At 37.0% G+C, this 16,916-nt stretch carries 8 protein-coding genes; 7 read left to right on the forward strand and 1 reads right to left on the reverse strand.

Translation table 11 applies throughout. The features are described from left to right. The first annotated feature begins 3 nt into the window (after nucleotides 1-3). Both INE92_RS24650 and INE92_RS24655 read left to right on the forward strand, forming a co-directional pair. A complete protein-coding gene (locus INE92_RS24650) occupies nucleotides 4-2,679 on the forward strand; it encodes a family 78 glycoside hydrolase catalytic domain (RefSeq protein WP_195436643.1) in 2,676 nt (891 codons plus the stop codon). Between the two features lie 797 nt (nucleotides 2,680-3,476). Further along, nucleotides 3,477-6,626: a glycosyl hydrolase gene (locus INE92_RS24655; protein ID WP_178287254.1), complete on the forward strand. Its 3,150-nt coding sequence runs from the start codon at nucleotides 3,477-3,479 to the stop codon at nucleotides 6,624-6,626. 269 nt (nucleotides 6,627-6,895) lie between these two features. Here the strand turns inward: INE92_RS24655 and INE92_RS24660 are convergent, their stop codons facing one another. Next, nucleotides 6,896-8,254: a transposase gene (locus INE92_RS24660; protein ID WP_008646115.1), complete on the reverse strand. Its 1,359-nt coding sequence runs from the start codon at nucleotides 8,252-8,254 to the stop codon at nucleotides 6,896-6,898. Between the two features lie 275 nt (nucleotides 8,255-8,529). Between INE92_RS24660 and INE92_RS24665 the strand changes: the two genes are divergently transcribed. The 5 genes from INE92_RS24665 to INE92_RS24685 are packed head-to-tail and all read left to right on the forward strand — an operon-like array spanning nucleotide 8,530 to nucleotide 16,915. Beyond that, a complete protein-coding gene (locus INE92_RS24665; protein ID WP_178286839.1) occupies nucleotides 8,530-10,398 on the forward strand; it encodes a RagB/SusD family nutrient uptake outer membrane protein in 1,869 nt (622 codons plus the stop codon). Between the two features lie 16 nt (nucleotides 10,399-10,414). Beyond that, nucleotides 10,415-10,867 (forward strand): DUF5004 domain-containing protein, encoded by a 453-nt coding sequence (locus INE92_RS24670; protein WP_178286841.1) that lies wholly within the window; start codon nucleotides 10,415-10,417, stop codon nucleotides 10,865-10,867. Between the two features lie 16 nt (nucleotides 10,868-10,883). Further along, nucleotides 10,884-11,954, forward strand: a complete 1,071-nt coding sequence (locus INE92_RS24675) for a DUF4961 domain-containing protein (RefSeq protein WP_178286843.1) — start codon at nucleotides 10,884-10,886, stop codon at nucleotides 11,952-11,954. Between the two features lie 48 nt (nucleotides 11,955-12,002). Beyond that, entirely contained in the window at nucleotides 12,003-15,128 is a 3,126-nt protein-coding gene (locus INE92_RS24680; RefSeq protein ID WP_195436439.1) for a SusC/RagA family TonB-linked outer membrane protein, read from the forward strand. An 11-nt stretch (nucleotides 15,129-15,139) separates the two neighbouring features. Continuing rightward, nucleotides 15,140-16,915 carry a RagB/SusD family nutrient uptake outer membrane protein gene (locus tag INE92_RS24685; RefSeq protein WP_178286846.1) on the forward strand — a complete coding sequence of 592 codons (1,776 nt, stop codon included), beginning with the start codon at nucleotides 15,140-15,142 and terminating at the stop codon, nucleotides 16,913-16,915. The last annotated feature ends 1 nt before the right edge of the window (nucleotide 16,916 follow it).

Genomic DNA, 16,916 nt, shown 5'->3' on the forward strand with positions numbered 1-16,916 from the left:
AAAATGAATAGTATGAAACGGTTATTATGTTTAGTTTGTTGTTTCTGTTGGCTGTCTGTGATAGTGTATGGAAGTCAGAAAACAACTGCTTTTTATTTGTCAGAGTTGAAATGTGAAAATCTTATTAATCCTCTAGGAATTGATAATGTGACCCCTCACTTCAGTTGGAAGTTGAAGGGAAACGGCTGGAAAGGCGGGCAGACTTATTATGAGATACAGGTAGCTTCGGATAGTATTCTGTTGACGCAGGATAGGGCTGATTTATGGAATACCGGGAAATTGAAATCCAATGTTTCTGTTATGGTTCCTTATCAGGGTAAGGCTTTAACTTCCCGTTCTTTGTGCTATTGGCGGGTACGTGTTTGGGATGCTAAAAAACAAGTTTCATCATGGAGTCCAGTTGCTCGTTTTGGAGTTGGTATCTTGAATAAATCACAGATGCAAGGAGATTATATAGGGGCTTCTATTGAGGGTGGTAAGATTTGTGCTCCTATTCTTCGAAAAAAAGTGAAGCTGACTCAAGGGGAGACTTCTTTCCTGCATGTAAATACGTTGGGGTATCACGAAATTTATGTCAATGGGAAAAAGGTAGGGAAAGATGTCCTTACACCTGCTGTATCACATTTATCTAAACGTTCACTGATTGTTACTTATGATGTAACTCCTTATCTAAGAGAAGGAGAAAATGATCTGCTTATCTGGCTGGGACAAGGTTGGTATAAAACGACTACTTTCGGAGCTGCTTATGAAGGTCCGTTGGTAAAGGCAGAACTGGATGTGTTGAGAAACGGTAAATGGGAAGTGGTAACGAAGACAGACGAATCATGGAACGGACGTGAAAGTGGTTATTCGGATACAGGTACTTGGCGTGCTTTGCAGTTTGGAGGTGAGAGGCTAGATGGAAGGATTCTTCCGCGAGATCTCTCAACACAGGCTTTAGACAAAATGAAATGGACTCCTGTTGTGAAAGTGAATGTTCCTGATCATTTTGCTTCTCCTCAAATGTGTGAGGTAAACAAGATACATCAGACCTTGCAGGCTGTTTCTGTAAAAAAAATAGATGATGATACATGGCTGGTAGATATGGGAAAGGTTCAGACCGGATGGTTTGAGATGCAAATGCCTATATTGCCGGCAGGGCATGAGGTTATCATGGAGTATAGTGATAATTTGACGAAAGACGGTGAATTTGACAAGCAAGGTGAAAGTGATATCTATATATCTGGTGGTAAGCAAGGAGAGTACTTCAGAAATAAATTCAATCATCACGCTTTCCGATACGTGCGCATCTCCAATCTTCCTCAAGAACCGGAAACAGGTGCTATGAAATCTCTGCAAATTTATGGAGATTACAAACAGACTGCTACTTTTGAATGTTCGGATGCTGACTTGAATGATATCCATAATATGATTCAGTATACTATGAAATGTTTGACTTTTAGTGGATATATGGTAGATTGTCCACATTTGGAACGTGCAGGGTATGGTGGTGATGGAAACTCGTCGACGATGTCTTTGCAAACGATGTACGATGTAGCTCCAACATTTGAAAACTGGATACAAACATGGGGAGACTCCATGCGTGAAGGAGGAAGTTTGCCGCATGTTGGTCCTAATCCGGGTGCCGGTGGCGGCGGTCCGTATTGGTGCGGATTCTTTGTACAGGCTCCCTGGAGAACGTATGTCAACTATAATGATCCCCGCTTGATTGAGAAATATTATTCTCAAATGAAAGAGTGGTTTAAGTATGTTGATAAATATACAGTAGATGGTTTGCTGAAACGTTGGCCCGATACCAAATACCGTGACTGGTATTTGGGCGATTGGCTGGCACCCATGGGAGTAGATGCAGGTAATCAGGCTTCAGTGGATTTGGTAAGTAACTGTTTTATCAGCGAATGCTTGAGCACCATGTATAAGACAGCCTTAACATTAGGAAACAAAGAAGAGGCGGAAGAGTTTGCTATTCGTAAAGAAAAACTTAACAAGTTGATTCATCAGACGTTCTACCGTGCGGATGAAGGAATCTATTCTACCGGCTCACAATTGGATATGTGCTATCCTATGTTGGTAGGTGTTGTACCTGATTCTTTGTATAATAAAGTGAAAGAGAATGTCGTTATGATGACCGAAGAAAAGCATAAAGGACATATTGCTGTTGGTTTGGTTGGAGTACCTATTTTGACTGAATGGGCTGTTCGGAATAAACAAGTGGATTTCTTCTATCAAATGATGAAGAAACGTGATTATCCCGGTTATCTGTATATGATTGATCGTGGTGCGACAGCGACTTGGGAATATTGGAGCGGAGAACGAAGTCGTGTGCACAATTGTTACAATGGAATTGGTACTTGGTTTTATCAGGCTGTAGGAGGAATACGTCTTGACGAGGCTGAACCTGGATATCGTCACTTCTATGTCGATCCTCAAATTCCGAATGGTGTGACCTGGGCAAAAGTAACGAAAGAATCACCTTATGGCACAATTGCTGTTAATTGGAAGTTGGAAGATGATAACCAGCTGAACCTTCAATTGACAGTTCCTGCCGGAACAACAGCTACAATTTGCATCCCCAATAATGCTGTCTCATGTAAGATGAATAAGAAGAAAGTGAGTATTAAAAAGCAGACTGTTGATGTAGAAGCAGGGCATTATGAATTTCTATTTAATTTGAAGTAGATACATCACTCCCATTTAGAAAGCATATCGTTATAAGGATTAAGCTTAGATTTGTTGGATGGTTGTTTTTATTTGATTATTCTATACCTGTGGTTTATTATAATCAAATAAAAGCAACCATTTCTTTGTATATAGTAAAAAGAAAGTGTATTTGTGGTTGGATATTGATGGTGGCACTCTTTTCTGAAAGATATGGATATATAAAAGTAATTGTTATCACTGGATAAAGTTAAATCAGATGACGAAATTTAGTTTCTATCTTTCTATTAATCAGCTTTATATTATTGTAATGGACAGATTTATACTTTAACTATAAATTTGTCCAAAGATAATCTTCTAATCCGGGAAATGAATAAGAAGAAATCCCAGCCTCTGAAGACGATTCGGTTCTTCTTCAAATTCCGTGCTAGTAAAGCTCATTGAAAGGTTGATGGATAAAGGGATATCGGCATATTAGAAATAGCAAATAAATTATCCAAGCTATATGCATCTTAAAGTACCCCGGAATAGCCATGAATAAGGTTATTGAACATAAATAAGTAGCACGGAATTTGATTAAGAACCAAATACGTTCCAGCCCCCCTAAGTTGAATTTCTTTATTGATATACTCAACCCCCACCCTGCATTGTTATCGGCTTAATTATGATTTTTATACGATTCTTTTTAAATATCTATTTTAGTGGTTTCCAAAATTTCAAGCGTTCATAGTATAAAGTTCAATAGATATAGGTAAAAAGTTAGGATTGGTGTTTGTATTTCCATAATATTTCTCTAGTTTAATGAAAAATATGATATCATGAAAAATGTTTTAGTAATGATTACGTGTGTTTTGATTTGCTTTTTATCAGCGTGCTCGAATGTAAAAAATGTACCTTCCATAGTAACTATTGAAAAAGGCTTTCGGGAAATTCCCGATAGTATCCGAGTGGGATGTTATTGGTATTGGATTTCAGATAATATCTCAAAAGAGGGAGTGGTTAAAGATCTGTATGCTATGAAAAAGGCAGGGATTACTCGTGTTTACATAGGAAATATTGATATAGGAGGAAATGCTTATGGAGATGTGAAAATATTTACGCCTGAATGGTGGGAGGTTGTACATGTAGCACTGAAAACTGCTACAGAACTGGATATGGAAATAGGAATGTTTAATAGTCCTGGGTGGAGTCAGTCGGGAGGACCGTGGGTGAAGCCGGAACAGAGTATGCGTTATCTGGCAGCTACCGATACGATGGTGAAAGGTTCGCAAACACTTTCATATACGATACCTGAATATTCGGATTCGATGCAATTGGTCCGTGTTATAGCTTATCCTACACAAAGTGATGTGTTTAAAAAAGAATGGAAACTGCAACAGAAAGGATATGAACCCGTAGTTTTTGAAATGCATCTTGATGAACCACAACCTATTCGTAGTTTTACTTTTACAACAAACAATTATGTATGGACCAAAGCGGAATTGCAAGCTAAAGTAGATGATACTTATAAAACGATCAGGAAATTTGAGATAGATCGCACCAATGGAATGCGTTCTGTTGGCTTTTTTACAAATGCTCCGGTTGTTATTTCTCTTCCTGCAACGCAATCTGCAGATTTTCGTTTGTTGTTGGATAAACCGATTAATTCTTATGGAGACATTGAGGCCATTGTTTCTCTTTCTTCCGCAAAAGTGGTAGAACGGTATCCTGAACAATCTTTGGCAAAAATGTATCAGCGTCCTGATCCAAAATGGAATTCATATATGTGGCCTAACCAAGATTGGTATAATGATTCGGAGGGGTTTGTGATACTGGAAGATAAGGTGACAGATTTAACAGCCTTTCTGTCGTCAGACGGAATGTTGACTTGGAATGTGCCTGAAGGAGATTGGATTATTTCTTGTTTGGAAATGAAAACGACAGGTGTGACAAATACACCTGCCACACCTGAAGCTACTGGGCTTGAAGTAGACAAGATGAGTAGAAAGCATGTTAGTGCACATTTTGATGCTTATATGGGTGAAATCCTCCGTCGTATCCCCGAAGCTGATCGGAAGAGCCTGAAAATAGTAGTGCAAGACAGCTATGAAACGGGTAGCCAAAATTGGACAGATGATATGCTGGAACGTTTTAAGAAGGTTTATGGGTACGATCCGTTACCTTATTTACCAACTCTATATGGAAAAGTGGTAGGTAATGAGGATATATCTTCGCGTTTTCTTTGGGATTTACGTCGTTTGATTGCTGATGCTGTTTCATATGATTATGTAGGTGGTTTGAGGTATATTTGCCATCAACATGGACTCACAACTTGGTTGGAAAATTATGGGCATTGGGGATTTCCGGGAGAATTCTTGCAATATGGCGGTCAATCTGATGAGATTAGTGGTGAATTTTGGAACTTTGGTGATTTGGGACTAATTGAGAATCGTTGTGCTTCCTCTTGTGGACATATTTACGGTAAAAAGCGTATTTGGGCGGAGTCTTGTACCAGTGGAGGACCTAATTTCACGAATTATCCGGCTAATATGAAAGCGCGGATAGATCGTTTCTTTACAGAAGGTATCAATGCTTCACTGCTTCATCTGTATATTCATCAACCGTATGAGGATCGCAATCCTGGTATGAGTGCTTGGTTTGGAAGTGACTTCAATCGGAAAAATACTTGGTTTAGTCAGATGGATTTATTTACAGACTATCTGCGGAGATCAAATTTCCTTTTGCAGCAAGGTACTTATGTGGCGGATGTTGCCTATTTTATCGGTGAGGATGCTCCCAAAATGACAGGTTCAATAGACCCTCAATTACCAAAGGGATATTCTTTTGACTTTATTAATGCCGAGGTTCTTTTAACGAGAGCTGTCGTTAAGGATGGTTATTTAACCTTGCCGGATGGAATGAGGTATCGTTTATTGGTATTGCCAAATCAAAAATCAATGCGTCCTGAAGTTTTGAGAAAGATTAGCGAATTGGTACGCAATGGTTTGGCTGTTTATGGTGATGCTCCTGAATATTCTCCGAGCCTATCTGATTATCCTGAGGCAGATAAGGAGATTTCACATACTGGTACAGAATTGTTTGCTAACGATTATTATGGAAAAGGGAGAGTGTTCCAACGGGGACTTGTTTTACAAGATGTGTTGGATACACTGAATATATGTCCTGATTTTATGTGTGAAAAGGATATGCCAGTTCTGTTTATACATCGAACTCTACCGGATGCGGAAATTTATTTTGTGTCCAATCAGCATAATGAGAAAGTGATTTTCAACGGAGAATTTCGTGTATCTCAGGATTTCTCTCCAGAACATTGGAATCCTGTTACAGGGGAGATTCGCTATTTACCGGATTTTAAGAGTAAAGAAGGTTATACATCTTTACCGATTGAGTTGGAAGGAAATGAAAGTGCTTTTATTGTTTTTCGCAAGAATAATAAAGTAACAAGAAAGAAAGATAATTTTCCACAGAAAACAACAGTTTATAAGATAGATACCCCTTGGAAGATCACATTTGAGGCAGGTAAACGTGGACCGGAGGCAGCGGTAATTTGGTCTCATTTGAAGGATTGGACAAATGTAAATGATAATAAAATTAAGTATTTCTCAGGAAAAGCTGTATATGAAACAGAATTTGTATTAAAAGAACTTCCGCAGAAGAATTTGTATCTTGAATTGGGCAGTGTGATGGTAATGGCTAAAGTAACTTTGAATGGACACTATGTAGGAGGTGTATGGACTTATCCATATAGTTTGAATGTGACAGACTTTTTAAAGGAGGGTGAGAATAAACTGGAGATAACAGTTGTCAATAATTGGCAAAATCGTCTAATTGGCGACCAGTCTCTTTTGGAAGACCAACGTCCGACATGGACAACTATTAATTCGTGGAAAGCAAATTCTCCGTTACAATCTTCAGGCCTACTTGGACCTGTAGAAATTCAGGTCGTTGATTATGAATTGGTAAACTAAAATAATGTTAAATAGGAAAAGAGTATTGTTATGGCAGATATATGTAGGGATATTCAGTAAATGTTCCTCTTTCTAAAAAATCAAGAGAAAAGCTTTGCTTTACGTGAGCTTTTCTCTTGATTTTTTCGTTCAACTCTCCCAGTCTTCTATCTTTTTTGTAGAATATTGTTTACATATTCTTATTTTTTCCTTCCCACCCATGCATTATGTACATGTCTTTTTTAGGGGAAGTTAAAACCTCTCCTGTTTTTCCTGTTATTTTAGTTAGATTATGCTGCCTTTCTTTTTTTCTTTTCGACCTTTTCTATCATACATACCGCATTGGCTGTATGTATCCCAAAGAAAATCCAAAGTACTTCCGTTTTCCTGTTTCTAGCTTTTATCCTGGCCAGTGAGTAATGTTGTTTCTGCGTTCCAAAACTTCCTTCCAGGCGGGTAGCTCTTTCACGGCTGAGTTCCGACCGTAAGATTTTCCGAAGCGGCTCATCTTTGGCAGCTCTGCCCTTACGCTTAAAGGAAGTACTTATATGATATTTTGTACAAAATTTCCGGTTGGCATTATTGGCATAGATTGAATCCGCCGCAAGCGCCTTAACCCTAACCCCGGTCAGTTGTTGTTGCAGATGAATACAGTCTTTCAAACGTACTCCTTCGTTAAAAGCCTTAAAGGAGATATGTTCTATAAAGGAGATTCCGTCTATCTGTATATTGTTGACTTTGGCTCCGAATTCAACGGATTTGGTTTCCTTGCCTCTGATAATGGGGCGAAGGTAATGCCGGTCGATACTCACGATACGGTTGGACACTTTTTTGCCTGCAAATAAATTCTTCCCTTGCTCAAGGACTGTCTGTATGACCGAGAAACGTCTTTGGTAATCAGAGGATAGTGTAAGCCTGTTCCTGTAGGATGAATGAAGCAGCTCCAGCTGGTCAAGTAACTTTTCCAATAACTGAAGTAACCTTCGTGTAATCATACGAGTCTGTGATTTCCTGCGTTTACGCAGTTTGCTATAAGCAAGATAGGCACGGCGTACATCAAGATACTTGTTACGGGGACGTTGTATGTGCAAGGTCTGGCAATGTTTGCACAGATGACGATGAAGCCATACAATACCTTCCCATAAGAGTTTGGTATCAGTAGGGAAACGCAGATGACTTTCATAACAGGTGGCATCGGTCATACAGACATGAAGGTTCTCAAGATAAGGTGTCCAATGCTCGGCAAGAATGAGCTGGAGGGACTCAACGTCAAGGCGATCCGCTAGTTCCTGACGAATTGCACTAACGATTTTAGGATTGGTTAGTGGATGAAGCGGATCAATCTGAACACCACAAAATAACTGGTAATGAATATTACCGTTTAAATGCTCAATCAGTTGTGCATCGGAAAAGTTGGTATAGGACTTCAAGACCATCAAGGCTATTTTACCTTCGGGAGAAAAATAACTTTTACGCCCAAAAGGAGAGGACTTCAAATGCATTTGTCGGGCCAGTTCCGAGAAAGGGAACAGAGAATGGAGGCGACCTAATTCACTCGTTGCAAAACTTTGACGATATTTTTTAAGCATATCGAACTCGGTAAAACCTAAACAAGGTTCGATTTCTGAGATTTTTTGTATCTTTACCATGTGTTTTTATTTTTAATTACCCCCGTTTTGGCCGTCAAACCGTTTTTTGGGGGGAATGCTTAAAGATACAAAAAAGGCAACTAACTCGCAATGAATTAGTTGCCTTAAATTTTATTATTTTAGGAATATCCCTATGTAGAGATTCATTATTTCAAAGAGTTGCCATAATTGAATTTTTACTATGAGACGATAATCAATTTTTTTTAGTGGTATATATATGTATAATCGTCATAATATAAATATGTATTAAAGATTTATTAATAATTTCTAGTAATATGAGAAAAGTTGTTTTTTTGTGTTTATTTGTTACAGGTACATTTGCGCTTTCTTCTTGTACTTCCAATTTGGAGCAAGTAGAAACGACAGATCTTGATCGGGAAACAGTATTCGCTGATAGTGCGTATACGGCAAGGTTTCTTTCGCAAATTTATACAGATGTAGGTTATGATGTGAAACCTAATCGTTACAAAACAGAGTATATGGGCTGGGTGACTCAACATGGAGGTTTACAAACTGCATGTGATGAAGCTGCATACAAAGTTGTTACTGATGTGACTAATGATGTAATGTTTGCTACAGGTACGATTAATCCGGTGAACACCAAAGAGGACGATGTGTGGAAGATTGCCTATGTTAATATTCGTCGTGCGAATGTTTTCATGAAATATGTGGATGGGAGTCCACTAACTGAATCTATCAAACGACAGTATAAAGCAGAAGCTCGTTTTTTACGGGCGTGGTATTATGCAATGTTATTACGGCATTATGGTGGAGTTCCTTTAATTGGTGATAATATATATGAGATAGATGATGAAATGAAAACAAGTCGTGATACGTATGCTGATTGTGTAGAATACATTGTTAGTGAATGTAAACAGGCTGCTCGCGATTTGCCTAACAAGTTCCGAGGAATCAATACCGGACGTGCTACTGCTGGAGCATGTAATGGACTAATTTCACGTGTTCGTTTGTATGAAGCTAGTAAATTATTTAATGGTAGTAACTTCGGAATATCTGCAGGTTTTCCAAAAGAATTGATTGGGCATCCGGAATATAATAAGGAACGTTGGAAAACAGCTGTTGATGCAGCTCTTGATGTGATTAGGATGAATACTTTTGCTATTTATTCTAATCATATATGTAATGATGATACAGATAGAAAAGGAAGTCCTGAGCCGGGGTGGGGATTCTATGCAATTTTCCACAACAATGACTTTTATAAAGTCCCTGATGCAGGAAATGGAGTGACTTATCCTGATGGAACGTATTGTGAGATGTTATTTGAATATAGACCTGTGGCTTCTAGTAATGAGCGTGAAGCGTTGTTTGGAGCTCCAAGTTGTGGGGGGAATGGTAATGGCGGTTATGTTTATCATGATTTAGTTGAGCAATTTCCTATGAAAGATGGGAAATCCATAAATGATCCTAGTAGTAAATATTCTTATAACCCATTGAAACCACATGAAGGACGAGATCCACGTTTTGCTAATACAGTGGTATGGAATGGATCGAAATTAACTAGTGGTGGTGATTTGAATCACATTGTTTATACTCATGTAGGAGCTGGAAGTACTTCCGATGCTTTTGGAACAGGTACACCGACTGGATATTATATACGTAAATTTGGCCATCGTCAATTAGCTGGTAATCATTGGCTTGCTACTTCGCAGGCATTTGATCTGATTCGTTATGCTGAAATTTTATTAAATTATGCGGAGGCTGCTAATGAATATTATGGACCAGATCATGAGGATATTTTAGATGGCCATGTTGTAAGTCCGTATGAAGTATTGAAAACGCTTCGGGAACGTGCTGGAATTGAGCCGGGGGATGATGGAATGTATGGACTAAAGAAAAATATGAGTTATGAGGAAATGCAGGAGGCTATTCGCTTGGAACGTCGTATTGAGTTAGCTTTTGAAGGACATCGTTTCTTTGATGTACGTCGTTGGATGATAGCAGAGACGACACAAAATCAACAGATGTATGGATATAAAATCACAAGAAGTACTAATGGTGTTGAAAAAGGTGAAAAAGTGCCAGTGCGTAAACATACTTTCAGAGAAGCTATGTATTTTTTCCCTATTCCTTATAAAGAAACTGTGAAGAGTGAAGATTTACTTCAGAATCCTTATTACGAATAATAAAAAAAATAGAAATATGAGACTGAATATGCAATTGGTAATTGGGGCATTTCTGACATTAACTATGATCAGTTCTTGCGACACGTTTGAAGATGAAATGACACCCGATAGTTATTCGGAGACAATTAAACACGTAGATGGTAATTGGAGATTGTTTACCGTTTCCCGAAATGGGATAGATATTACGAAATATATGGATTTTAGTCGTTTCCATATTGTATTAAATAAAGACAATACGTATGAAATAAAAAATTATTTACCATTTATTGTGAAAGGTAATGGAACATGGAGTGTAGATGATCCGCAGTTTCCGTTTCATCTCATTTTTAGAGAAGATGGAGCAGATGAAACTGTAGAAACAGAAATTGGATTTTTAACAGTGGATGGGGAACGTCAATTGACTATAAAATTAAGTCCAGGATGTCATACTAATACATATGTTTATACTTTTAAACAAGTAATGGAATAACCTTTAATATAACCTTATGAAAACAAATAGTAAACAGAAAGATAGAAACTATGGTTTGGGAGTTCTTCTATTATTGATAACCATTATAATGGTCGGATGTGTTTATCTTGATTCTATTAATATTAATCAAAATACAAATCCGGAAGAAGAACCTGTTTATTGGGTGAAAGCAGGAGAAGTTGCCACCTTTACAGTAAAAGGTCACATTGAGGCTGCTGAGGATGCAACAAGAAGATTTCTTGTTGCCATATTGGTTCCTAAAAGTTGGAATGCACGTGAAAATACGACGGTAACTTATATTGCTGATGGTGTAGAAGATGGAGTTACTTCATTACCAATGTCTCCAGTAGACACTAAATTGGTACCAAAGAATGCAACCGTGCCTTGGGCAGAGTTATTGATGGCAGAATATGGGGTTGGTACAAATGTGTTGAATGATATGGAATGGGTAGCTTTTCGTACAGATAAATTATATTCTATAAAAAATCATGATTATGCAAATTTCACTATAACTTTAAAATGTAAAGCAGGGCCTAAGAATTTACGTTTTAAACCAGCTTTCTTTATCAATTTTGCAGAAGACGATTTCCCTGGTGATGAAAAATATAAAAAGTATAGTGATAGTGATCAGTGTTTTGAAGTAGTAGAAGGAGATGGTGGAGTAATTGACTTTTGCTCTTTCCATTTTAATAAAGTAGAACCATTAGCGGCATTACAAGATGATTATGTGACTTTTTCTTTTTTAGGCGACATTTATTCTAATGATCTTGTGAAAGAGGATGCTGTTTATATGGAAGCTACGGCATATACAGATAATGGAAAAGTTTATTCTGTAAATGAAAAGAGCGAAAAAACATTGATGATTAAAGACGATCGTCCCTATACTAATATTTATAATTTAACGATTTGGCCAGCAGGTTTTTTTGCTATACCTGCGGGTGAGACAATTATACGGATTGATTATATATTTACAAATAAAGATGGTACAATAAATATTACTAGTACTGATGATAAAATAGCAGCTGGGGGAGATGATGAGGTAGAAGGGGAAGAAGAGCCATTTTACAGTGAGCTTATTTGCGAATAGTACGTCGGTACTTATGCTTTTTATTAATATTAAATGATAGTAAATTGTATGTATAATATAGTAATTAAAAAAAATGACCGGTTTTATTTCATGTTGCTTGCAATGTGCATGCTTCTTGGAATGCTGAGTCCGAATATGTCGGCACAGGGTATGAGTAATGCTGATATTACTGGTAAGGTTGTCGATCAATATGGTAATCCAGTTTCGGATGTAACGGTAACTATGAAAAATAGTAATTTTAAAGCAGTGACAGGTGTTGATGGCATTTTCAAATTCCAATTGAAGAAAGGGGATATATTGTGTTTGTCACATCCGGGATTTATTCATAAGGAAATAAAGGTGAATAAATTGAAAAATACTGAGCGTGTATTTAAGGTGACGTTGGATGAACACTTTATTAAAGATAAAGAGGTAATTAGTGGCCCTTACGAAGGAAAAGATAAAAATCATTTTTTAGGCTCAGCCTCTACTATTTATACGGATAAATTGTCATCGATGATGGGAACTACCATTCTTCCTGCCTTAGAAGGACGTTTGTCAGGTTTGAATATTACTCAATATAGGGGGGCACGTGTTCATCAAACTTCTGCTAACTCAACGAGTGATATTGTAGGAAATGTTCCTGTGTTTGGAGAAGGGGTCTATAGTGATAACACAGAGTTTAATGTTGGTTCGCGTGGTATAGCCCCCGTGGTGGTAATTGATGGAATACAACGAGAACTTTATTCAATAGATCCAGAGGCAATAGAGTCAGTTTCTATTCAGAAAGATGCTTTGTCATCTATGTTTTTAGGAATGCGTAGTTCGAGAGGCGCATTAGTGATTACTACTAAAGAGCCTATAAAACAAGGTTTTCAATTGTCATTTACTGGGCGTTTTGGGGTACAGAGTGCTCTTAAAACACCTAATCCTTTATCTGCACATCAATATGCTTATTTGTTGAATGAGGCATTACAGAATGATGGGAAGGAACCATTTTATACATATGATGATTTTAATAAATTTCGTACACAGTCAAATCCATATACACATCCTAATGTAAATTGGTTTGATGAAATATTAAATAAGACTTCTACTACTCAATCCTATAATTTAAATGTGACTGGAGGTAATAAGTTCGCACAGTATTTTGTCAGTGTAGGTTATATGGGAGAAAATGGATTGTTTTCGAATCCAACAGAAAGTGATGCGCATGATACTAATTTATCTTATTCTCGCTATATGATTTCTTCCAAAGTAAATATTAATATAACGGATGATTTTACTGCTAAAGTTACTTTATTAGGGCGTGTGGAAGATGGAAATCAACCTGGTGCAAAATATAGTAATTTGCTGAATGCAATTTATACTACTCCTAATAATGCATATCCGATTAAAAACCCGAATGGGACATGGGGAGGTAATGTGACATTTGACAATAACTTGATGTCACAAGCCATTAATTCCGGTTACATTATGGATACTGCTCGTGATATGGTGGGAGGTATTAATTTGAAATATGATTTTAATAAATTAGTAAAAGGATTATCTGCACGTTTAGTTGGAAATGTTTCTATTCAAAATCGTTCATATACAGAACGTAGTAAACGTGCTCCGGTACATTCTTATGGCTTCGATAAAGAGGGGAAAGAAATATATACTCAGTATGGATCAAGTAATTCACAAATTAATAGATTCTACTCGGTGACTAGTTATCAGCAAATGTACGGACAGTTTGCTGTAGATTATAATCGTCGTTTTGGAGTACATGGGGTAAAGGCAACTTTAATGGGTGATACTCGCCATACATTGGCAAATTATGATTTACCTCAATTGCCCTCTAATATTATAGCAGATGTAGCTTATGATTATGCAGAGAAATATTTTGTGCAAGCAGCTCTAAGTGAAAGCTATTACAATCGGTATGCTCCTGGTAAACGATGGGGAACTTTCTATGCATTTGGTTTAGGATGGGATATCAGCAAAGAAGACTTTATGGAGAATGCTGATTGGTTAAATCAATTAAAACTACGTGGAGTATTTGGTAAAACAGGAAATGGCATAGACAATTCTGGTTATTATATGTACCGGCAAACATTTTCACATATTGGGACAGCTGGTTATCCATTAGGGACGGAGATGTCGGCTATGGGAAATGTAACAATGGAAAATACTCCATTAGCAAATCCTTTCTTGACGTGGGAAAAAGCGTATAAATTGAATGTAGGAGTTGATTTGGCTATGTTCAATAATCGCTTAAAATTTACAGCGGATTATTATAATGATAAATACTTTGACTTGTTGCAAAACAGAGGTAAAAGTATTGAATTGATAGGACAGTATTATCCTATGGAAAATATTGGAAAGGTTCGTCGTTTTGGTGGAGATTTGTCTATTACTTATCAAGATCGTGTAAATGATTTTAGTTATTATGTTTCTGCTAACTGGAGTTGTGAACAAAGTAAATTACTTTATATGGATGAGCAAGAAGTTCCAGAAGAATATTTACGCCAAACTGGACGTCCTGCAGGAGCTATTTACGGATTAGTAGCTGATGGATTTTTTACAACAAGAGAGGAAATTGAGAAAAGTCCGGTAATTGAAGGATTCGAAAATATTCAACCTGGTGATATTAAATATAAAGATCTGAATAACGATAAAGTAATTAATGAATTTGATCGTACTGTTATTGGTGGTGATAAACCTTATTCTTATTTCGGTATTGATTTGGGATTTAAATGGAGAGGATTAGATTTTTCTATGTTTTGGCAAGGTGCTTATAATCGTGATCTTTATTTGCAGGATTGGACATTGCTTGAAGGATTTCAAGCAAATGGTCGTTATTACGGACAAGCATATGAAAATATGTTAGGACGTTGGACACCAGAAACTGCAGAAAGTGCGACATTTCCACGATTAACAGCTGGTGGAAATGAATATAATCGGGGTAATGGCTGGAATTCTTCGTTTTGGCTGCGATCAGGAAACTTTATCCGTTTGAAAGATATAAGTTTAGGATATAACTTACCTGATTCTTTCTGTAATAACTACTTGGGAGGACTGCGTTTGAAGATATTTGTTAATGGTCAAAATCTATTTACAAAATCTGCGTGTGATCTGGTTGATCCAGAAGTCGGTTTTACTAGTTATCCATTGCAACGTTGTATTAGTACAGGTATTAATATCAGATTTTAATGAGTTATTATATGATACGAAATAAATATTTAACATTTTTAGGAATGGGCTTATTGTTCATGGCATCGGCTTGTAATGATGGGTATGAAAAAGAGCCAGTAGAACATTTTACACTTGATTATGTGTTCTCACGAGTTGATTCAGCAGGGATACAATCTCGATACTTTTTGAATAATATCTATTTGGAACATTTATATAGTGGATACAACCGTATAGATGGAGATTTTTTGGATGCGGCTTCAGATGATGCTATCTCTATTGATAATAATTCTCCAGAAATCTATAAGTTATTTATGGGTCGTTATTCTGCAGTTTCTCGTTTGAGAGACATGGAATGGGGGGCATATTATCAAGGAATTCGCAAAGCGAATATTTTGATTAATAATATAGATGTGGTGCCTTTTAATTTGACGTATGTTAATGCTTTGGGAGAGACAAAGCCATTAAATTATACAATGAAGGCAGAGGCTCGTTTTTTAAGAGCATATTTTTATTTCGAATTAGTGAAGCGTTATGGAGGTGTTCCTTTAGTGGGTGATAATGTATATGTATTGGGAGATGATGTACAACTTCCACGAAATACATTTGCTCAATGTATTGATTATATCATAGGTGAATTGGATGAGATAAAGGACGATCTTCGTTCGTTACCGATGTCAGATGCCACCGAGTTTGCACATGCTCCAACCAAAGAAACTTGTTTGGCTATGAAAGCTAGAGTGTTGTTGTATGCTGCTAGTCCTTTATTCAATGAAAAACCTCTAGAAGCAGGTAATGAATTGATAGGATATGCTTCTTATGATAGTCAACGTTGGAATTTGGCTGCACAAGCTGCTAAAGATTTGATAGATCAGTATGGACCGAAAGGAAAAGGTACATTAAATTTAGCGCAAGACTATCGTAATATTTTTATAAATTTCTATGGTGGAAATAATCCTGAACTAATATTTTTTCGTCCAGTAGGTAAGAATAAAAATATAGAAACCGTTAATGGTCCTTTGGGCTTTTCTGGAAATTCTTTAGGTAATGGTAATACTAATCCTACACAGAATTTGGTGGAGTCTTTTTTAATGAAAGATGGTAAAAAACCGGGTGAAAGCACTAAATATATTTATAATTCAGTAGATGATCCTTTTAAGGACCGTGATCCACGATTAGATTTGACGGTATTGCATAACGGATCTAGATGGTTGAATACAACTCTTGATACAAAAGTAGGTGGCACACATAACCCTTCAGGAGCCCAATATAGTCGGACATGTTATTATATGGCGAAATTTATGAAAAATTATCAGGCTTTGGGCAATTATGAGGACGATACCCATTTGTGGGTAATATATCGTTATGGTGAAGTGTTGCTAAATTATGCAGAGGCATTGAATGAAGTGGCTATAGCAGGTGGTATGATTGATTATAAAGAAGTAATCAGTAGCCTTGTCCAATTGCGTAAAAGAGCTGGTATAGAACCTGGAGATGATAATAATTATGGTTTACCTACTCCAGAGACTTATGACCCTATTGAGATGCGTGACATTATTCGTAATGAACGAAGAATTGAAATGGCTTTTGAAGAACAACGTTATTGGGATATTCGACGTTGGAGAATTGCGGAAACTATTTTCGAAAAACCTTTAAGAGGTTTAAGTATTCAGGTTGTTGGTACTAAAACCAATTATCATGAAGTGGATGTGCTTTCGGCCAAATTTGATACGAAGCGTTACTTCTATCCAATTCCGTATTCAGAAGTGATAAAAAATGGAAATATGATTCAAAACCCGAATTGGTAAT

Source organism: Bacteroides xylanisolvens (assembly GCF_018289135.1).
Taxonomy (GTDB): domain Bacteria; phylum Bacteroidota; class Bacteroidia; order Bacteroidales; family Bacteroidaceae; genus Bacteroides; species Bacteroides xylanisolvens.